This window comes from Nocardioides sp. HB32 (assembly GCF_054058995.1).
In genome coordinates this window covers 3,505,778-3,524,902 of the sequence record NZ_JBSSBS010000001.1, presented here as the reverse complement: position 1 = coordinate 3,524,902, position 19,125 = coordinate 3,505,778, and the positions used below count along the sequence as shown (strand labels likewise).

Here is a 19,125-nt window from a genome sequence, read left to right as displayed (position 1 = left end):
CGGATAGGGTCCCGGGCATGCCGTGGACCGCCGACCTCCAGCGGTCGGTGCGGCTGTTCCGGGACTTCAGGGTCGAGCAGAGCGACCCGCGACGCTTCTACTCCGCGCTCGCCGAGGACTCGGTCGGCCAGCTCTCGACCTACCACGACCTGGCGGGCGCGACGCTCCTCGACGTGGGCGGCGGGCCGGGCTACTTCCGGGACGCGTTCCGGGCCGCGGGCGCGACGTACTGGGCCCTGGACGCCGACGTCGGCGAGCTGTCCGGGCTCGGTGGGATCGCCCACGGCACGGTCGTCGGCGACGGCATGAACCTGCCGTTCCGCGACGGCGCCGTCGACGTCTGCTACTCCTCGAACGTGCTCGAGCACGTCCCGCGGCCGTGGGACATGGCCGACGAGATGCTCCGCGTCATCCGCCCCGGCGGCATCGCCTTCCTCTCCTACACGCTGTGGTGGGGACCGTGGGGCGGCCACGAGACGTCGCCCTGGCACTACCTCGGCGGTCGTCTCGCGCGCCGGCGCTACCGGCGCAAGCACGGGCACGAGCCCAAGAACAGGTACGGCGAGTCGCTGTTCGCGGTGACGGTCCGCGACGGTGTCGCGTGGGCGCGGCGGCAGCAGGCCGGGGTGGTGCTGGACGTGGTCCCGCGCTACAACCCGCGGTGGAGCCGCTGGCTCACCCGGGTGCCCGTCGTCCGCGAGCTCGCGACGTGGAACCTCGTGATCGTGGTGCGCAAGGCATGACCGAGGAGCAGCAGCCCGCGCGGGCGGGCGTGGCGACGTCGCGTCTGCGCATGTGGGGGTACGCCGCGATCCTGACGGCGCTGGCGTTCTCCCAGTCGGCCGGGAAGATGGTGGCCGACACGAAGTTCGACCTCCTGACCGGGCCGTTCCGGTTCCTCGCCAACGGCCTCCGGCTCTGGGACCCGGCCGCGGCATTCGGCCAGATCCAGAACCAGGCCTACGGCTACGCCTGGCCGATGGGCCCGTTCTTCCTGGTCGGGCACTGGCTCGAGCTGCCGCCGTGGGTGATCCAGCGGGTGTGGTGGAGCCTGCTGCTCTGCCTGGCGTTCTTCGGCGTGGTCCGGCTCGCGCAGCGGCTGAACCTGGGGTCGCCGTTCACCCAGGTGCTGGCCGGCTTCGCGTTCGTGCTGACGCCGCGGATCACCACGCTGCTCGGGGGCGCCTCGGTCGAGATCTGGCCGATGGCGCTCGCCCCGTGGGTGCTGCTCCCGTTGATCCGCGGCGCCGAGCGAGGGTCCCTACGCCGCGCGGCGGCGTGGTCGGCGCTCGCGGTCGCGTGCTGCGGCGGGGTGAACGCGATCGCGGTGGCGGCCGTCCTGCCGCTCGGGGTGATCTGGATCCTGACTCGGGCGCGCGGCGGCCGGAAGTGGCCACTGCTGGGCTGGTGGACGCTCTTCACGATGATGGCGACGCTCTGGTGGAGCGCGCCGCTGGTGTTCCTCGGCCGGTACAGCGTGCCGTTCCTCGACTACATCGAGAACGCCACCATCACCACGGTCCCCACCGACCTGGCCCGCACCGTGCTCGGCCAGTCCGACTGGGTCGCCTACTTCGCCGGCATCGACTTCCCGGCCGGCCAGCAGCTGGTGACCACGCCGTTCCTCATGCTCGACGCGGCCGTCGTCGCGGGCTTCGGCCTGGTCGGGGTCGCGATGCGCTCCAACCCGCACCAGCGGTTCCTCACCTGGGGGCTGCTGACCGGCCTGGTGCTGGTCGGCTTCGGGTACGCCGACGAGCTGGCCGGCTTCCTCGCCGGCGACCGGGTCGCGTGGCTGGACGGGCCGCTGGCCGCGCTGCGGAACCTGCACAAGTTCGACGTGGTGCTCCGGATCCCGCTGGTGCTCGGGCTCGCGCACGCCCTGGCGGTGGTCGCGGCGTACGCCCGGGACCGGGCCTCCACGTGGGCCGCGCGCTTCCTCCAGGCCGCCGCGGTGCTCGCGGTGGTGGCGCTCGCGCTGCCGTGGGCGCAGGACCGGCTGGCGCCGCGCGAGGGCGTCGCGGCCGTGCCGGACTACTGGCACCAGGTCGCGGACTACCTGCACGACACCGACGACGGCACCGTCGCGCTCGAGATCCCGGCCACGACGTTCGGCGTCTACGACTGGGGCAACGTCCACGACGACATCCTCCAGGGGCTCGCGGACAGCCCGTGGGCCGTGCGCAACGTGATCCCGCTCGCGCAGCCCGGCAACGTCGCGTTCCTCGACGCGGTCAGCAGGGCGATCGAGTCCGGTCACCCGAGCAGCACGCTCGCGCCGTTCCTCGCGGAGAACGGCGTCGGCAGGCTGGTCGTGCGCAACGACCTCGACCGGTTCCAGACCGGCGCCCCCGACCCGGCGTACGTGCGCAGCGTGCTGATCCACTCGCCGGGCGTCACGCTGGCGAAGTCGTTCGGCCCGACCGTCGGCTCCCGGGCGTGGAGCTACGCGCCCGGCGGCAACGTGCGCGTGGTCGAGGGCTCGGGGATCTCGGCGGAGACCGGGTCTGTCGACGTCTACGACGTCGACCGAGCGGCCGCGGGCACCGTCACGCCGTCGCCCCAGGTGCTGGTCGGCGACCCCGGCTCCGGTCTCGACGCGGGGACGGCCGGGCTCGGCCCGGGTCCGCGGGTGCTCGCCGAGGACGCCACCGACGAGCAGGGACAGGTGCTCACCGACGGCACCAAGCGGCGCGAGGTGAACTTCGCCGCGGTCCGCTTCAACCAGTCCGCGACGATGCCGGCCAACGAGCCGTACCGGCTGCGCGGGCCGGAGAAGGCGCACCGCTTCCTCCAGCACCCCGAGCGCTGGCAGACCACCGAGAGCTGGGCCCGCAACGTCGTCCAGGTCACCGCGAGCACGTCCCAGGCGTACGCCGACGCGCAGCCGCCGCTCGAGATCGGCGCCCACCCCGGCGCGGCCCTCGACCTCGACCCCGCCACGCAGTGGAAGTCGGCGCGGCACCTGGATCCGACCGGCCAGTGGTGGCAGGAGACCTTCTCCGGGCCCACGTTCCTCGACCGCGTCAAGGTCACGCTCGGTCGAGACTCCGCGCCGGTCCAGCAGCTCCAGGTCCAGACCGACGACGGCTCGCGGGTGGTGACCGCCCCGAAGCCGGGGCAGTCACGCACCTACTCCCTGGACTACTCCGCCGCGAACTTCCTGCGGATCACCGCGGCCGGCCGCGACCTGACGCTGCCCGGCTCGTTCGCGCTCGCCGAGGTCGCCGTACCGGGCGTGGCCGCGCAGCGGTACCTGAACCTCCCGGTGCCGGACGACCGGTTCGCGCTGGATGCCGTCTCGGTGACCCGGGACCCCGACCGGGCGCCGTGCGTGATGGTCGGCGCGACCTACGCGTGCGACGAGTCGCTGATCTCCCCGGGTGAGGACGGGGACACGCTCGCGCGCCGGTTCATCCCGCCGTACCAGTCGACCTACCAGCTGTCCGCGACCGGCTCCCTGCGGCGGACCGTGGACGCCAGTCTGCTGCTGTCCTCCGGCGTCTCGATCACCAGCGACGCGCCGGTGCGCGACGTCGCCACCAGCCCGGTCGCGCTCGGGGACGGCGACCTGGCGACCACCTGGATCGCCGACGACCCCGACGAGGTGCTGCACCTGGACCTCCCGGCGCCGCGGACCCTCGGGACGCTCCGGCTCCAGGTGAACGCCGGCGCGGCCGCCGCCCAGCCCACCCGGCTGCTGCTGCGGGCCGGCGAGCGCCGGGCCTTCGTCCAGGTCGACGGGCACGGCCGGGCCGTGCTGCCGCACTGGCGCACCGACGAGCTGGACATCGAGGTCCGGCAGACGAAGGCCGCGGTGTCGACGTACGGCCGCCAGTTCGTGCGGCTGCCCGCCGGAATCTCCGAGCTTGAGCTCGACGGCGTGCCGTTCAACACCGACCCGCTCGACGAGCGCCGGTTCCCCTGCGGCACCGGTCCGCAGATCACGGTCGCCGGGCAGCTCCGCGACACCGCGTTGCGGGCGAGCACCCGCGACCTGGTCCGCGGGGCGTCCGTGCCGCTGCGGATCTGCGGGACGTCGGACATCCTGCTGACCCAGCAGGCCACGTCCCTGCTCGCGCTGCCGAACCCGTTGTTCCGCTTCGACTCCGCGACGCTCGCGCACCAGGGCCTGGCCGGCCCGTCACCGGCTGCGGTCGACGTCGACCGCACCGCGAACGGCACGCCGAAGGGCGTCGACCTGCCTGCCCGCGCGCACGACTCGGTCCTCACGCTGCCGCAGAACGTGAACGCCGGGTGGCAGGCGACCCTGGGTGGGAGCCAGCTCACCGCGGTGCGGATGGACGGCTGGAAGCAGGGCTGGCGGGTGCCGGTCGGCGAGGCCGGCGCCGTGCGGCTGACCTACCGCCCCGCACTGCCGTTCACGATCCTCTTCGTCGCCGGGCTGGCGCTGGCTCTCGTCGTGCTCGCGTTCGCTGTCTGGCCGCGACGTCGGAGGCCGGCCGGCGTGGAGCCGGCCGGGCTGGCGGCCGGGCTGGCGGCCGGCCGTCCGGGAGTGCCCGACCTCGTCGTGGTCCTCGGGGCGGGTGCCCTCCTCGCCGGGTGGTGGGGTCTGGCCGGCACGGCCGCGGCGGTGGTCGCGGGCCTGGTGCTGCGCCGGTTCGGGGGCTGGCCGTGGCTCGCGGGCCTGTCGCTCGTGACGGGTGCGCTCGCGCTGAGCGCGGACCGGATCACCCGCCAGTCGTGGGCGGTCAGCTGGAGCCAGGCCTGGCTGCTCGCGGCGGTCTGCCTGACGGTCGCCGCCCTCGCGACTCAGGTCACCGAGGCCCGGTCCGTCACCCCGGACTCGCGGTCGAGCCGGGCGACGAACCGGACGTTCTTGAAGCGCATGATGCGGCGCTCGAACGAGTAGTAGGAGATCGTCGCGAGCGCGACCGTGATGGTGAGGGTCAGGCCGGCGACGGCGACGAACCGGCCGGTGAAGTACTCGATGTCGAGCCAGCGGAAGACACCGTTGAGCACCAGCATGTGGATCGCGAAGATGCCGTAGGAGATCTCACCGAGCCAGAAGAGCACGGGACCGCTGAGCTGGGTGCGCACCCAGCCGCGGCGCTCCGGGCCGAAGACCAGCGGCAGGAGGTAGAGCCCGCCGGCGACGGCGTACAGGGCGACCTTGGGCCCGGCCTCCCAGCCGCCGGGGGTCAGCAGCGTGCGCGGGCCGGCGAGCGGCGACGCGGCGATCGCGAACACCGCGGTCGCGAGGATCCAGCAGCCCACCAGGTCGTGGCCGAGGCGCTCCAGCGGGTGGTCGCGAGGATCGACGGCCAGGCTGGCCGAGACGGCGGCGAAGCCGACGCCGACGAGGAACCACGGCAGGTAGCCGGGCAGCCACTGGGCGTAGTGGCCCTCGTTGCCCGGGATCTGGGCGACGGCGGCCTGCCAGGCGACGCCGAGGGCGAAGACTACGGCCGAGCGGCCGAGCACCGTCGGCAGGTGCAGCTCGTGCTCGCCGCGGCGCGGCCGCCAGGTGAGGAACCAGCACAGCAGGGGGAGCGCCAGGTAGAACGCGACCTCGGTGCAGAGGCTCCACATCTGGGTGAGCGAGCTCGGCAGCAGGTCGGGCCGGTACAGCTGGGTGAACGTGAGGTTGGCGAGCCAGTCCTGCCAGCCCATGCCCTCGTTCGCGGGGTCCAGGGTCAGCGCGAGGACCACCACGACCCAGTAGAGCGGCAGGATCCGCAGCGCGCGCTTCCAGAAGTAGTGCCGGGACGAGGGCGCGGGGCGTCCGAGTGCCGTGGTGAGGAACCACGGCCGGCTCAGCAGGAAGCCGGACAGCACGAAGAAGATGGTCACCCCGAAGTCGAGCCGGGCGAGCACGGCACCGACCCAGCCGTGGTTGATCTGGCCGGTGTTGAACGCCGAGTGGGTCAGCACGACCATGACCGCGCCGATGGCACGAGCGGCGTTCAGGGTGGGGAAGGTCCGGTCCCGGAAGTCAGGGGTGCTCATCGGTCCTGCTTCTCCTCGAGGGCGCTGGCGGGAGCCACGCGGCCCACCGTCACATCATCGGTGCACAGGGTCACCCCGTCGACCAGCCCCTCGATCGTGACCGACCTGAACTGCGGCCCGCCCTCGAAGTAGAGCGCGTGCACCCCCGCCCGGACGGTGGTGTCCCGGGACACGCTGCCCGCCGTCACCCGGACCGCGCTGTCACCGCTGCTCAGGTAGCCGATCCGGACCCACCATCCGCCGAACGCGACCGGTCCGTCGAGCGGGATCGTCACCGGGCTGTCCTGCACCTGCCAGCCGCACCGCCCGTGCGGCCCGTCCTTGCCGCTGCGCACCACCGGGATGACCGCGGGGCCGACGACGCCGTGGTCGTCGACGATGTCGAGCCGGTCCGTCGCGACCTCGGTGAACGCCAGCGCGTGCTCGCCGGCGAGCACCCGGCTCTGCAGGTTCTCCGGGTAGCGCACTCCGTTGGTCACGGCGTACGGCACCACGGTGTCGACCGTCGGGATCGGTGTCGTGGCGGCGCGCAGCTGCGGCACGAGGGTGGCGAACCACTTCCGCGAGCCGTCGTCGTCGTGCCAGTAGGTCATGTAGCCGTACGTCGACCACGCGGCGACCAGGACCATCGCGCCCGTCGCGAGCGCGACCCGGCGCGGATGGTCCAGGAACTCGCTCGTCGACCGCCGCTCCGACGACTCGGCGGCGCCGAGCACCGGCATCGTGAGGCAGGCCAGGGCGATCGCGGACGCTGCGGCGAGCTCGCCCTGGAACCGGTAGTCCAGGCCGACGAGGGGGCCGGAGACGCTGGCTCGGGTGACCAGCACCAGCGTGACGTCGATGCCGAGGAAGTACACCGGGATCCAGAGCGCCCGCAGCGCGTGGCGGCGGTGCTTGCGGATCTCCCAGAGCAGCACGCCGAGCAGCGCCAGGGCCAGCAGGGTGAGGCCGTCGCCGGGCAGCGAGAACGAGAACGGCTGGTCGGGCACCCGCCACCACCGCACCGGTCCGCCCACCAGGCCGGGCACGTAGGTGTCGAAGAACATCCGGTTCACGGTGTCGAGCACCGGGTAGCTGACCGGCTTCGAGGCGCGGAAGTCGCGACCGACGCTGAGGTAGAGCAGCACGTACGCCGCTCCGGTCAGGACGTAGAGCGCCAGGGCGGGCAGCCGGCCGCGGACCGCTGTCCGCACCCGCTCGACGGGGGACCGGCCGGTGGCGAAGTAGCAGAGCGTGACGATGCCGAGCACGCCGTACACGAGCGCGGTCTTCTCGTTGAACGCGATGCCGGCGACGGCCCAGGAGTTGGCGGCCACGGCGTGCCGCAGCCTCCCGGTGCGCAGGTAGCCGACGTGGGCGGCGAGCCCGAAGAACAGGGCGACCTGGAGCGGCAGCAGGTTGATCGCGGCCGCCCACCAGATCGAGCCCTCGAGAGAGATCACCGACGCGAGGAAGAGGGCGAGCGGCGGCAGGATGCCGGGCCGCAGCCCGAACATCGTGCGCAGGAGGTAGAGCAGGCCCAGGTCGCAGAGCACCTGGAGCGCCACCATCTCGGTGGCCGGCAGCCAGAAGTGCCAGGGCGCGACCGCCTGGTTCAGCCAGGACAGGTACATCGCCGCCGGCATCACGTGGCCGTAGTAGGACCGGGCCGCGACCGACGGGGAGAGCCCGTCGTGGAACATCCGCGAGATGAAGTTGAAGTCGTCGATGTGGAACCAGCCGCCGTAGGTGGCCCACGCGCGCAGGGCGACGTGCGCCGCGATCAGGGTGAGGGCGGCGACGAGGACCTGGCGCTCGCGCCTCACGACGACGTCTTGGCCGACGTACGCGTCGGCTCCGGCGAGCCCAGCACCAGGTCGGTGACGCACAGGCCGGTGTCCTCGGGGAAGGAGTTGACCATCACCTCGTCGAAGCTCCCTTCCGCCTGGAACCACGCGGTGTGCTCGCCGGCCGGCACGTCCACCTCGTGCGCCTCGTCGCCGGCCACCAGCCGGAAGTGGGTGTCCACCGGGCTGTCGTAGTCGAGCGCGATCCACCACCCGCCACCGATGACCGGGCCGTCGAGGGGGATCCGCACGACGCCGCCGCGCAGCGGGTACGCGCAGTCGCCCTCCGCGTCCTTCGGCCGCTTCATCTCGCGCGCCGGATCCAGCCGCACCTGGGCCAGGTCGCCGGAGTCGTCGAACACGAACAGGTCGTCGAGGCTGTTGCGGGGGAATGCCATGTGCGCGGCCCACGGCTGGAACAGGTGGCTGTAGGTGTTCTCCGGGTAGCGGAACGACCACAGGAGCGTCTGCGGCACGCCGGCGTCGACCAGCGGAACCGGTGCGTCGGCAGCCGTCAGGCTCGCCGCGACGTTGTCGAGATAGGCGTGCGTGGGGTTGTGGTCCTGCCAGAGGTCGACCCAGCGAACGCTAGAGACGACGCTCAGCGCCAGCACGACGACCGCGACCGCGCCGACCAGGCGGCGGTCCTCGTAGCCGTCCGGTGCGTCCTCGCGCACGGCGTTCGGCTCCCGCGCGCCGCGCAGCGGCAGGAACGCCAGCCCGATCGCGATCACGATGATCGCGGCGGCCTCGGTCTGGTAGCGGTACTCGCGGGCGATGTCGGGCCCCACGATCCCGGCGCGGGCGGAGGCGAGCAGCGCGACGTTGCCCAGCGTGGTGAACACGACGAGCGACCACGCCCGCTTGCTGATCGTCCGGCTGCGCCAGGCGTAGAACACCAGAGCGCCGATCGCCGCCCAGGACACGATGAGCAGGATGTCGGAGGGGTCGGCGAACGCCCCGACGGTGACCGACTGCCAGTGGACCGGACCGCCGGTGACCGCGGGGAGCATGGCGATCGCGACGAGGTTCCACGCGATCGGGCCCCAGGGGACGTCGGCGGACTCGCCGGGGGAGAAGTTGAGGCCGTACGCGGCGTACACCGCGAGGTAGGCGCCGCCGCAGACGACCGCCGCGACGACCGCGAGCCGGTACTCGTCCCAGAGCCGCCGCAACCGCTCCGGGGTCTTGCCGGCGCTGAACCAGCACAGCGCGACCAGGCCGTAGACGCCGAGCACGAGCACGGTCTTCTCGTAGAAGAGCAGTCCGAGGCCGACCCAGACCAGCGACGCGACCAGGTGCCGGGCGCGGTGGGTCCGCAGGTACGCCAGGAAGGCCGTGAGGCCGAACGCGAGCGAGATCTGCAGCGGGATCTGGTTGATCCCCGCCGCCCACCAGACACCCGCGGAGAGCGTGAAGACCCAGGCCAGGTAGCAGGCCAGCAGGACGAGGACGAGCTTCCGGCGCCCGAACATGGACACCAGCAGCCGGAGCATGCCGACGCTGGCCACGAGCTGGAGCAGCAGGAGCGTGGCCGCCCAGGGTGCCCAGTCGTAGACCCACCACTTGGTCAGCACCCACGCGAGCGCGAAGCCTGCGGGCATCAGGTGGCCGCCGTACGACTCGGTCAGGTAGGCCCAGTCGAAGGGCTGGTTCATGGCCCGGGACATGAACGCCAGGTCGTCGAAGTAGAACCAGGATCCCCACAGCGCCCAGGCCCGGAAGCCGAGCTGGAGCAGGATCAGGAGGCCGCCGACGAGCACGAATCGGTCGGGTCGGCGAAGCACGCCGGGAGTGTGCCACACCGGTCGCGACAATTCGGGCCTTCACAATTTACGGGCGGGGTGTGACGGAAGTCGCATCCCTACCCGCCAGCACTGCTAACGTGCCGCCCATCACATCCTGGGAGGGGTCGCAGTGAAGCGTAAGTGGTTCGGTGTGGTGCTGCTCGGGCTCGGCGCGTTCCTGCTCGTCACCGGCATCCTCGCGGTCACCTGGGCACCCGGCATGGTGAAGAAGACCCCCCTGGACGTGAACCAGGTGACCCACCTGGACGGCACCGTCAACAAGCTCGACCCGGCGACCGGTGAGCTCGTGGAGAACCCGGTCAAGGTGGAGAGCATCAGCAAGGCCGACTCCAAGGCCTCCGACGACGACACCATCGTGTGGGTCCAGACGGCGTGCGTGGTCATCGACATCGACGACGCTCCGAACTGCGTCGACGGCGACGACCCGCGGCTGGTCCAGGCGACCACCGACGTCTTCGCCACCGACCGGGTCTCGGCCGAGGCGATCCCCGACTACCGGGGCCTGCCCGCGGACGCCGTTCCGCACGAGGGCCTGGTCAACAAGTGGCCGTTCGACTCGGAGAAGAAGGACTACGAGTACTGGGACGGCTCCGTCGGCAGCGCGGTCCCGGCCGTGTACGACCGCACCGAGACGCTCCTCGGCATCGAGTGCTACGTCTACAAGATCAACGTCTCGGACGTGCCGATCGAGATCGCCGACGGCATCGACGGCACCTACGACAACGCGGTCGAGATCTACGTGGAGCCGAAGACCGGCGCCATCCAGCAGCAGACCGAGTCGATGCAGCAGTACCTCGACGACGGCACCCAGGTCGTCGACCTGAACATCCAGTTCACCGGCGACCAGATGCAGCAGTTCGCCGACGACGCGGTCACGAACATGCGCCTGCTCGACGTCATCACGCTGTGGGTGCCGATCGTCGGCTTCGTGGGCGGCGCCCTGTGCGTCGTCGCCGGCGTGCTGCTGCTGGTCAGCGTGCGCCGCAGGAAGATCGACGACAGCTCCACCCCGGCCGAGCCGGCGACCGCCGGGGTCTAGCCGAGCCGGGCGCCGAAGATCGCGGTCCCGGGGGTGTACCGCCCGCGGGTCGCGGACCAGCCGCCCCACACCCGCTCGTGGTGCTCGGGCCACTCCGGCTCGAGCAGGTCGGTGATCACGAAACCGGCGCCGGCCAGCAGGGCGACCCAGTCGCCCAGCGTGCGGTGGTGCTCGACGTACGACACCTGCCCGGTGGCGTCGTCGACCTCGACGTACGGCGTGCGGTCCCAGTAGGACTGGCTGGCGACCAGCCCCTCCTCGGAGGGGTCGTCGGGGAACATCCACCGCGTCGGGTGCGTGATCGAGAAGGCGTACCGCCCGCCGGTCCGCAGCACCCGGGCCGTCTCCGCGACGGCGTCGCCGATGTCGCTCACGAACTGGAGCGCGCCGAACGAGGAGAAGACCACGTCGAAGCTGGCGTCCGCGAAGGGCAGGCGGGTCGCGGTGCCGAGCACGGACGGGACCGCGATGCCGCTCTCGAGGTCGATCCGGCGGGAGTGCTGGAGCTGGCGGAAGGACAGGTCGAGGCCGTAGGCGCGACCACCCCGGGAGCGGACCCAGCGCGAGCACTGGCCCGCACCCGACCCGACCTCGAGCACGTCTTTGCCGGCCACGTCCCCGAGCACGCCGGCCTCGGCCTCGGTGAAGCCCTCGGGCCCCCACACGAACCCGGCGTCGCCGAGGAACTCCCCGTGCGTGGCCTGGTACTCGTCGGCGTACCGGTCCCAGTCCGGGCCGTTCGCCCGGCGGGACTCCTCCTCGCCGACCGGCCGGCGCTCGACCCGCACCGGAGGATGGTTCTCCACAACTGGCGAGCGTAGATCAAGGCGCCGCCGCCGGGCACCGCGGGGGCTTGCCCGGTTGGACGGATCTCCCGCGCGCCGCGTACCCTTGAGGTTGCGCCGGAGGTCTGCCTGGGTCCCAGACGGAGTGGATTCTCGCTCGCTATCTCTCCACCACCCTGGAATCGGTAGTGAAAGCTGGCCTTCGACGTGCCCGCACGACTCCATCCATCCAAGGAAACTACCTCCCCTATGACGAGCACCATTTCCGTTCTTCCCGATTACGACGCGCCCCAGGTGGCCGTCAACGACATCGGTTCTGAAGAAGACTTCCTCGCCGCGATCGACGCGACCATCAAGTACTTCAACGATGGCGACATCGTCGAGGGCACCATCGTCAAGGTCGACCGCGACGAGGTTCTCCTCGACATCGGCTACAAGACCGAGGGCGTCATCCCCTCGCGCGAGCTGTCGATCAAGCACGACGTCGACCCCAACGAGGTCGTTTCCGTGGGCGACAAGGTCGAGGCCCTGGTCCTCCAGAAGGAGGACAAGGAAGGCCGCCTGATCCTGTCCAAGAAGCGCGCACAGTACGAGCGCGCCTGGGGCACGATCGAGCAGGTCAAGGAGGAGGACGGCGTCGTCGAGGGCACCGTCATCGAGGTCGTCAAGGGTGGTCTCATCCTCGACATCGGCCTGCGCGGCTTCCTGCCGGCGTCGCTGGTCGAGATGCGTCGCGTCCGCGACCTGCAGCCGTACGTCGGCCAGACGCTCGAGGCGAAGATCATCGAGCTCGACAAGAACCGCAACAACGTCGTCCTCTCGCGTCGTGCGTGGCTCGAGCAGACCCAGTCCGAGGTCCGCCACGGCTTCCTGACCCAGCTCCAGAAGGGCCAGATCCGCAAGGGCGTCGTGTCCTCGATCGTCAACTTCGGTGCGTTCGTGGACCTCGGCGGCGTCGACGGCCTGGTGCACGTCTCGGAGCTGTCCTGGAAGCACATCGACCACCCGTCCGAGGTCGTCGCCGTCGGCGATGAGGTCACCGTCGAGGTCCTCGACGTGGACATGGACCGCGAGCGTGTCTCCCTGTCGCTGAAGGCGACGCAGGAGGACCCGTGGCAGCACTTCGCCCGCACCCACCAGATCGGCCAGATCGTGCCGGGCAAGGTCACCAAGCTGGTGCCGTTCGGTTCGTTCGTCCGCGTCGAGGAGGGCATCGAGGGCCTGGTGCACATCTCCGAGCTCGCCGAGCGCCACGTCGAGATCCCCGAGCAGGTCGTCCAGGTCAGCGACGACGTCATGGTCAAGATCATCGACATCGACCTCGAGCGTCGCCGGATCTCGCTCTCCCTCAAGCAGGCCAACGAGACCGCGACCGCGTCGGAGGCCGAGGACTTCGACCCGACGCTGTACGGCATGACGGCCACCTACGACGAGCAGGGCAACTACGTCTACCCCGAGGGCTTCGACCCGGAGACCGGCGAGTGGCTCGAGGGCTTCGACGAGCAGCGCGCGGTCTGGGAGGACCAGTACGCCAAGGCGCACGCCCGCTGGGAGGCGCACGTCAAGCAGCAGGCCGAGGCCGCCAAGGCCGAGGTCGAGGCCGGCGAGGCCACGTCGTACTCCTCGGGCGGCGACGAGGCCGAGACCGCGGAGACCGGCGGCTCGCTGGCTTCCGACGAGGCGCTGCAGGCGCTTCGCGAGAAGCTGACCGGCGGTAACTGAGCGCCACCGAACGACCCGACGACCCGCCCGGAGCATCCGGGCGGGTCGTCGGCATTTCGGGTTCCGCGGACCGGGTCAGCAGAACGGGTCGGGCCGGCGCGGCGTGGAGAGCGAGTCGTGGCGGGCCCACACGGCCAGGCTGGCGAAGACGGTGGCGAGGAGGATCAGCAGCAGCAGGGTCATGGCAGTAATACTGCGCCGTTCGTGATCCTGCCACGAGTGGCAGGAAAGACACCCTTCGTTGATTTCCTGCCACCGGTCCGGCAGGCTGTGCCCATGCAGAAGGTCGCCGTCGTCGTGCAGGACGGAGCCGAGCCGTTCGGGCTCGGGTCGCTGGTCGAGGTGTGGGGGGAGCCCGAGCACCCGGGGGACGACACGCCGTCCTTCGACTTCCAGGTCTGCACGCCGCGCCCGGGGCGGGTGCGCGGCCGGTCCGACTACGACCTGCACGTGGAGCGGGGGCTGGAGGCCACGGCGGACGCCGACCTGGTGTGCCTGAGCCCGAAGTACGAGTTCACCCGGCACGACCCCGCCGTGCTGGACGCGGTGCGGTCGGCGTACGACCGCGGGGCGATCATCTATGCCCACTGCTCGGCGGTCTTCGAGCTGGGCGCGGCCGGGCTGCTCGACGGACGTGAGTGCACGACGCACTGGCGCTACACCGGCCTGCTCGAGCGGATGTACCCCGAGGCGAAGGTCTGCCCCGACGTGCTCTACTGCCACGACGGCTCGGTCCTCACCGGCGCCGGCTCCGCGGCCGGCATCGACGCCTCCCTGCACCTGATGCGCGAGCAGTTCGGGGCCCGGGTGGCCGCGACGACCGCGCGCCGGATCGTCGTGCCGCCGCACCGGGACGGCGGCCAGGCGCAGTTCATCGCCAGGCCGGTGCCCGACTGCGACGCCGAGACCCTGGGCCCGCTCCTGCAGTGGATCATCGAGAATATCGGCGACGACCTGAGCGTGGAGTCGCTGGCCCGCCAGAGCCACATGTCCGAGCGCACCTTCGCGCGCCGCTTCCGCGCCGAGACCGGGACCACGCCGCACTCCTGGGTCACCCGGCAGCGGGTCCGGGCCGCGGAGGAGCTGCTGGAGCGCACGGACCACTCGATCGACTGGATCGCGGACGAGGTCGGCTTCGGCAACGCGGCCACGCTGCGGCACCACTTCGCGCGGGTGCGCGGGCTCAGCCCGCAGCAGTACCGCCGCCGCTTCGCCGGTTGATCGCCCGGGCGCTCTGCCAGGTGCTCCGTGCAGCCGGCCGAGGGACCTCGGAGTCGGACGCCTACTCGAACGTGGTCACGGGGGTGGTGCCGGCCAGCTGATCGCGGCGCACCTTGCCGGTCAGCGTGCGCGGCAGCTCGTCGAGGTGGCGGTACTCCTTGGGCCGCTTGGGCGGCGCGAGCCGCTCGCGCGCGAAGGCGTCGAGGTCGGCGGCCGTGGCAGTGCCGACGACGGCCGCGCAGACCCGCTGGCCCCACCGGTCGTCCGGGACGCCGTACACCGCGATGTCCGCGACCCCCGGGTGCTCGCGGAGCGCGTTCTCGACCTCCAGCGGGTAGACGTTCACCCCGCCGGTGATGACCAGGTCGTGCCGGCGGCCGTCCAGGTACAGGTACCCGGCCTCGTCCAGCCGGCCGACGTCGTGGACCGTGAACTCGTCGCCGCGCCAGGCGCTCGCGGTCTTCTCCGGGTCGCCGAAGTACTCGAACCGGGCGTACGCCGGCACCGCGCACCAGATCGTGCCCTCGGGATCGACCGCGAGTCGGCGACCCGGCCGCGCGCGGCCGACGGTGCCGGGCCGCTCGAGCCACTCCTCGCTGCGGCAGGCGGTGAACTGGCCCTCGGTGGAGCCGTAGAACTCCCAGGTCGACCCGTCCGGGAAGGCCTCGATCAGCCTCCGCTTCAACGCCGGCGGGCAGGGCGCGCCGGCGTGCGCGACCAGCCGGAAGCTCGACAGGTCGGGCCGGCCGTGCGTGTCCCAGTGCGCGAAGAGCCGCTGGAGGTGCGCGGGAACGCAGAACATCGTGGTCGGCCGGTCGCGCTCGATGGCCGCCGTCGCGAGCGCCGCGTCGAAGGGTCCGGGCACGACGACCCGACCACCCGCGAGCGCCGTGCCGCTGGCAAAGCGGAGCGGCGCCGAGTGGTAGAGCGGGCTGAGGACGAGGTTCACGTCGTCCTCTCGGAACCCCCACATGGCGCGCTCCTCCTCCACGAGCGCGATCGCGTCGGCGGGACCGAGGACGCCGCTCCAGACGCCCTTGGGGGTGCCGGTGGTGCCGCTGGTGACGTGCATCGGGCGAGCGCGGGGTAGGCCCGCGTCCCCGGCCAGCGCGGCGAGCGCGTCCTCGGTGCCGACGACGAGGGCGGGATCGAGGTCGCCGAGGATCCGCTCGCGCTCGTACGCCGTTAGCCGCGGGTCCAGCGGGATCGGCACCACGCCGCGCGCGAGGAGGGCCAGCACGGCGTCGAGGTAGGTCAGCGATCCCGGCACCAGCAGCGCGACCCGGTCGCCCTCGTGCAGCCCGTCTCCCACGGGGCAGGACTGTAGTCGGGAACCCCCTGCTGACTAGGCGAGCCCCAGGTCGGCGGTCAGCTGGCCGGTCACCTGGGCGAAGTGGGCGTCGTAGTCGAGGATGCCGCGGTACATGTGACCAAACAGCTCCAGGCTGAGGTGCCCGAACACCGTCGACCAGGCGATCAGCCAGCGCACGGTCCGCTCGTCGTCCAGGGGTACGTCGAGCGCCTGGCGGATGCCGCCGAGGGCCTGGCGCTCCTGCGCGCTCACCGGGCGGGCCTGCGGCACCGCGTCGCCGCGCTGCCCGGACAGCTGGGCGAGCGTGAGGAACGCGCCGCTGATCCGCGCGGCGGAGGGGATCGTGGTGTCCGGGGCGGCGTACCCGGGGACGGGGGAGCCGTAGAGCAGGGCGTACTCGTGCGGGTTCGCCCGGGCCCAGTCGCGGATCGCGTTCCCGACCGCGAGGAAGCGTCCGGCCAGATCGTCGCGGTCGCGCACGCCGGCGTCGGCGGCCTCGACAGCGTCGCCGAGCTCGTCGTACGCCTCGATGATCAGCGCGGTCAGGAGGTCGTCGCGGCTCGGGAAGTAGCGGTAGACGGCGGACGACACCAGGCCCACCTCGCGCGCGATCGCGCGCAGCGACAGGGCGGCGGGTCCGACCTCGGCGAGATGGCGGCGGCCCGTCACCTGGATCGCGCGGGTCTGCTCCGCGCGGTTCTCGGCACGTGACTTCGGGGGCATGCCCGCATCCTCGCACAAATCGAGAGCAGTGCTCTTGTTTTGCGTCGGCCGGTGTGCCAGTCTGGGGAAAGCGAGAGCACCGCTCTCGATTCATCGGACCTCCAGGAGGAACCCATGTCCGCTCTCCACGTCATCGTCGGCGCCGGCCCCGTCGGGCGCGCCACCGCCGTCGCCCTCGTCGCCCGGGGCCACGACGTGCTGCTCGTCAGCCGCTCCGGCGCCGGCCCCGACATCCCCGGGGTCCGCCGCGCGGCCGCCGACGCGGCCGACGCCGAGCGGGTGACGGAGCTCGCGACCGGTGCGGTCGCGCTCTACAACTGCGTGAACCCGCCGTCGTACACGGTGTGGCCGACCTTCTGGCCGCCGATCGCGGCGGCGTTCCTCACGGCTGCCGAGCGCACCGGGGCGACGCTGGTGACCGCCTCCTGCCTCTACGGCTACGGCCCGGTCGAGAGGCCGATGGTCGAGGGCCTGCCCGACGCGGCGACCACGAAGAAGGCCGGCATCCGCGCGCGGATGTGGGCCGAGGCCCGGGCCGCGCACGAGGCCGGTCGGATCACGGCCGTCGAGGTCCGCGGCTCCGACTACATGGGTCCGTGGATCGACCCGGACCACGCGCACATCGTCCGGGTGACGGAGGCCGCGCTGGCCGGGAGGACGGTGCGGGTGATGGGCCGGCCGGACCAGCCGCACTCGTTCACCGACGTCCGCGACATGGGCCGGGCGCTGGCCGCGGTCGCGCAGGTACCCGAGGCGTGGGGCCGGGTCTGGCACGCGCCGACCAACGCGCCGCGCACCCAGGCGGAGGCGATCGCCGACGTCTGCCGCGCCGCGGGGCGTGAGCCGGTCGCGGTCAAGGGCTTCCCGAGGTGGGTGCTGGGGGTGATGGGCCGGTTCGTGCCGGTGCTCCGCGAGCTGCGGGAGACCGAGTACCAGTTCCGCTCGCCGTACGTCCTCGACTCGAGCGCCATCACCCGCGAGCTCGGCCTGGCGCCGACGCCGTGGGACGAGGTGTGCCGCGCGACCGCGACGGGCGAGCCTACGGCGGAGCCCTCTAGCCTGAACGCATGCGCGTCGGACTGACCGGAGGCATCGCCTCGGGCAAGAGCACCGTCTCGGAGATGCTGGCCGAGCTCGGCGCCACGATCATCGACGGCGACGTGCTCGCCCGCGAGGTGGTCGACAAGGGCACCCCGGGCCTGGCGCAGGTCGTCGAGGCCTTCGGCCCGGAGATCCTGACCGACCAGGGCGACCTCGACCGGCCGAAGCTGGGCGGGATCGTCTTCAACGACGAGGCGCAGCGGAAGCTGCTCGAGGGGATCGTCCACCCGCTGGTGTTCGAGCGGTACGCCGAGCTCGAGGCGGCCGCCCCGCGGGACGGCGTCGTCGTGCACGACATCCCGCTGCTGGCCGAGACCGGCCGCGCGGACGACTTCGACGCGGTGATCGTCGTCGAGACCCCCGCCGAGGTGCAGGTCGAGCGGATGCTCCGCGACCGGGGCTGGACCCGCGCCGATGCCGAGTCGCGGATCGCGGCCCAGGCCACGCCGGAGGAGCGCCGGGCCATCGCCACCCACCTGATCCTCAACACCGGCACCCGCGAGGACCTCCGCGAGCGGGTCCGCGAGGTCTATGCGGAGCTGCTCGCGGAGGCCTGAAGCGGGACCGCGGAACCGTCAGGCTGCGAGGTCGGGGTCCCCGAGGCGGCGGAGCTTCTGGAGCGCCTCGCGCTCCAGCTGCCGGACCCGCTCCGCGGAGATCCCGTGCTTCGCGCCGATGTCGGCCAGCTTGTGCTGGCGACCGTCGACCAGGCCGTAGCGCGAGCGGATGATGTCCGCGGCGCGCTCGTCCAGCTGGCCGACCAGCGTGTTGAGCCGCTCGCGCGACTCGACGTCGATGAAGTTCAGGTCGGGTCCCGGCGAGCTCTCCTGGGCCATCAGGTCGCCCAGCGAGGTGTCGCCGTCCTCGTCGACGGGGGAGTCCAGCGAGACGTGCTCGCGGCCCCACGCCATCAGGTCGAGGACCCGCTCGACGTCCATGTCGAGCTCCTTGGCGATCTCCTGGGGCTCGGGGTCCCGGCCCAGCTGCCGCTCGAGGGTACGGCGCGCGCCGCCGACCTGGTTGAGCTCCTCGACGACGTGCACGGGCAGCCGGACCACCCGGGCCTGCTGCGCGATGCCGCGGGTGATCGCCTGGCGTACCCACCACGTGGCGTACGTCGAGAACTTGTAGCCCTTGGTGTAGTCGAACTTCTCGACCGCCCTGATCAGGCCGGTGTTGCCCTCCTGGATCAGGTCGAGCATCGGCATCTGGGCCCGCCCGTACTTGCGCGCGATCGAGACGACCAGGCGCAGGTTCGCGGTGATGAACGTGTCGACGGCCTTGCGGCCCTCCTCGGCGAGCCACTCGAGCTCGTCCTGCCTGGCCTGCATCGGGGCGCCGCCCTTCTTGCGGCCCACGCGGCCCTCGGCGAGGAGGTGCTCGGCCATCAGGCCGGCCTCGATGGCCTTCGAGAGCTCCACCTCGGCGGCAGCGTCCAGGAGGGGGTTCCGCGCGATCTCGTCGAGGTACAGGCCGACGCTGTCGCGGCCCTCGATCTCTCGGGTGCGGGCCGGTGCAGTACGTGTTGCCATGGGACGCCCTCCTCTTCCTACCTGGGTGGACGGCGCCGCTGCGCCCCCACACGTGCTGTACAACGCCCACGGTGACCAGCGGATTC

At 72.0% G+C, this 19,125-nt stretch carries 14 protein-coding genes; 7 read left to right on the top strand and 7 right to left on the bottom strand.

Annotation, left to right across the window (positions count from 1 at the left end):
- The first annotated feature begins 17 nt into the window (after positions 1 to 17).
- A complete protein-coding gene (locus ACVW2K_RS17725; RefSeq protein WP_457203417.1) occupies positions 18 to 743 on the top strand; it encodes a class I SAM-dependent methyltransferase in 726 nt (241 codons plus the stop codon).
- On the top strand, positions 740 to 4,873 hold the full coding sequence (locus ACVW2K_RS17720; protein ID WP_457203416.1) for an alpha-(1->3)-arabinofuranosyltransferase domain-containing protein: 4,134 nt from the start codon (positions 740 to 742) through the stop codon (positions 4,871 to 4,873). Before ACVW2K_RS17725 ends, ACVW2K_RS17720 begins: the two co-directional genes overlap by 4 nt.
- On the opposite strand, the gene ACVW2K_RS17715 is transcribed toward ACVW2K_RS17720, so the two are convergent.
- The 3 genes from ACVW2K_RS17715 to ACVW2K_RS17705 are packed head-to-tail and all read right to left on the bottom strand — an operon-like array spanning position 4,774 to position 9,583.
- Complete coding sequence (locus tag ACVW2K_RS17715; RefSeq protein ID WP_457203415.1) at positions 4,774 to 5,970, bottom strand: acyltransferase family protein; 1,197 nt, start codon at positions 5,968 to 5,970, stop codon at positions 4,774 to 4,776. The genes ACVW2K_RS17720 and ACVW2K_RS17715 overlap by 100 nt on opposite strands.
- Positions 5,967 to 7,775 (bottom strand): hypothetical protein, encoded by a 1,809-nt coding sequence (locus ACVW2K_RS17710; protein WP_457203414.1) that lies wholly within the window; start codon positions 7,773 to 7,775, stop codon positions 5,967 to 5,969. The genes ACVW2K_RS17715 and ACVW2K_RS17710 overlap by 4 nt, the downstream gene beginning before the upstream one ends.
- Complete coding sequence (locus tag ACVW2K_RS17705) at positions 7,772 to 9,583, bottom strand: hypothetical protein (protein WP_155991909.1); 1,812 nt, start codon at positions 9,581 to 9,583, stop codon at positions 7,772 to 7,774. The genes ACVW2K_RS17710 and ACVW2K_RS17705 overlap by 4 nt, the downstream gene beginning before the upstream one ends.
- A 130-nt stretch (positions 9,584 to 9,713) precedes the next feature.
- On the opposite strand from ACVW2K_RS17705, the gene ACVW2K_RS17700 reads away from it, so the two are divergent.
- Positions 9,714 to 10,643 (top strand): DUF3068 domain-containing protein, encoded by a 930-nt coding sequence (locus ACVW2K_RS17700; protein ID WP_457203413.1) that lies wholly within the window; start codon positions 9,714 to 9,716, stop codon positions 10,641 to 10,643.
- On the opposite strand, the gene ACVW2K_RS17695 is transcribed toward ACVW2K_RS17700, so the two are convergent.
- Entirely contained in the window at positions 10,640 to 11,449 is an 810-nt protein-coding gene (locus tag ACVW2K_RS17695; protein ID WP_036569088.1) for a class I SAM-dependent methyltransferase, read from the bottom strand. The genes ACVW2K_RS17700 and ACVW2K_RS17695 overlap by 4 nt on opposite strands.
- Before the next feature lie 228 nt (positions 11,450 to 11,677).
- Between ACVW2K_RS17695 and rpsA the strand changes: the two genes are divergently transcribed.
- Positions 11,678 to 13,150 carry a 30S ribosomal protein S1 gene (gene rpsA / locus ACVW2K_RS17690; RefSeq protein WP_028635778.1) on the top strand — a complete coding sequence of 491 codons (1,473 nt, stop codon included), beginning with the start codon at positions 11,678 to 11,680 and terminating at the stop codon, positions 13,148 to 13,150.
- Between the two features lie 276 nt (positions 13,151 to 13,426).
- A complete protein-coding gene (locus ACVW2K_RS17685) occupies positions 13,427 to 14,371 on the top strand; it encodes a GlxA family transcriptional regulator (protein ID WP_457203412.1) in 945 nt (314 codons plus the stop codon).
- A 61-nt stretch (positions 14,372 to 14,432) separates the two neighbouring features.
- Here ACVW2K_RS17685 and ACVW2K_RS17680 read toward each other — a convergent pair whose 3' ends face one another.
- Positions 14,433 to 15,683, bottom strand: a complete 1,251-nt coding sequence (locus ACVW2K_RS17680) for a class I adenylate-forming enzyme family protein (RefSeq protein WP_457203411.1) — start codon at positions 15,681 to 15,683, stop codon at positions 14,433 to 14,435.
- A gap of 33 nt (positions 15,684 to 15,716) precedes the next feature.
- Positions 15,717 to 16,406, bottom strand: a complete 690-nt coding sequence (locus ACVW2K_RS17675; RefSeq protein WP_457203410.1) for a TetR/AcrR family transcriptional regulator — start codon at positions 16,404 to 16,406, stop codon at positions 15,717 to 15,719.
- 114 nt (positions 16,407 to 16,520) lie between these two features.
- On the opposite strand from ACVW2K_RS17675, the gene ACVW2K_RS17670 reads away from it, so the two are divergent.
- Both ACVW2K_RS17670 and coaE read left to right on the top strand, forming a co-directional pair.
- Positions 16,521 to 17,489 (top strand): NAD-dependent epimerase/dehydratase family protein, encoded by a 969-nt coding sequence (locus tag ACVW2K_RS17670; RefSeq protein WP_457203409.1) that lies wholly within the window; start codon positions 16,521 to 16,523, stop codon positions 17,487 to 17,489.
- A complete protein-coding gene (coaE, locus tag ACVW2K_RS17665) occupies positions 17,474 to 18,064 on the top strand; it encodes a dephospho-CoA kinase (protein ID WP_457203408.1) in 591 nt (196 codons plus the stop codon). The genes ACVW2K_RS17670 and coaE overlap by 16 nt, the downstream gene beginning before the upstream one ends.
- Before the next feature lie 18 nt (positions 18,065 to 18,082).
- Here coaE and ACVW2K_RS17660 read toward each other — a convergent pair whose 3' ends face one another.
- Positions 18,083 to 19,039 (bottom strand): sigma-70 family RNA polymerase sigma factor, encoded by a 957-nt coding sequence (locus tag ACVW2K_RS17660; RefSeq protein ID WP_028635782.1) that lies wholly within the window; start codon positions 19,037 to 19,039, stop codon positions 18,083 to 18,085.
- Positions 19,040 to 19,125: the final 86 nt, after the last annotated feature.

Excerpts from the sequence above, each read along its gene's own strand:
- ACVW2K_RS17725 (WP_457203417.1), top strand. The coding sequence starts at position 18 with ATGCCGTGGACCGCCGACCTCCAGCGGTCGGTGCGGCTGTTCCGGGAC.
- ACVW2K_RS17720 (WP_457203416.1), top strand. The coding sequence starts at position 740 with ATGACCGAGGAGCAGCAGCCCGCGCGGGCGGGCGTGGCGACGTCGCGT.
- ACVW2K_RS17715 (WP_457203415.1), bottom strand. The coding sequence starts at position 5,970 with ATGAGCACCCCTGACTTCCGGGACCGGACCTTCCCCACCCTGAACGCC.
- rpsA (WP_028635778.1), top strand. The coding sequence starts at position 11,678 with ATGACGAGCACCATTTCCGTTCTTCCCGATTACGACGCGCCCCAGGTG.
- ACVW2K_RS17685 (WP_457203412.1), top strand. The coding sequence starts at position 13,427 with ATGCAGAAGGTCGCCGTCGTCGTGCAGGACGGAGCCGAGCCGTTCGGG.
- ACVW2K_RS17675 (WP_457203410.1), bottom strand. The coding sequence starts at position 16,406 with ATGCCCCCGAAGTCACGTGCCGAGAACCGCGCGGAGCAGACCCGCGCG.
- ACVW2K_RS17670 (WP_457203409.1), top strand. The coding sequence starts at position 16,521 with ATGTCCGCTCTCCACGTCATCGTCGGCGCCGGCCCCGTCGGGCGCGCC.
- coaE (WP_457203408.1), top strand. The coding sequence starts at position 17,474 with ATGCGCGTCGGACTGACCGGAGGCATCGCCTCGGGCAAGAGCACCGTC.
- ACVW2K_RS17660 (WP_028635782.1), bottom strand. The coding sequence starts at position 19,039 with ATGGCAACACGTACTGCACCGGCCCGCACCCGAGAGATCGAGGGCCGC.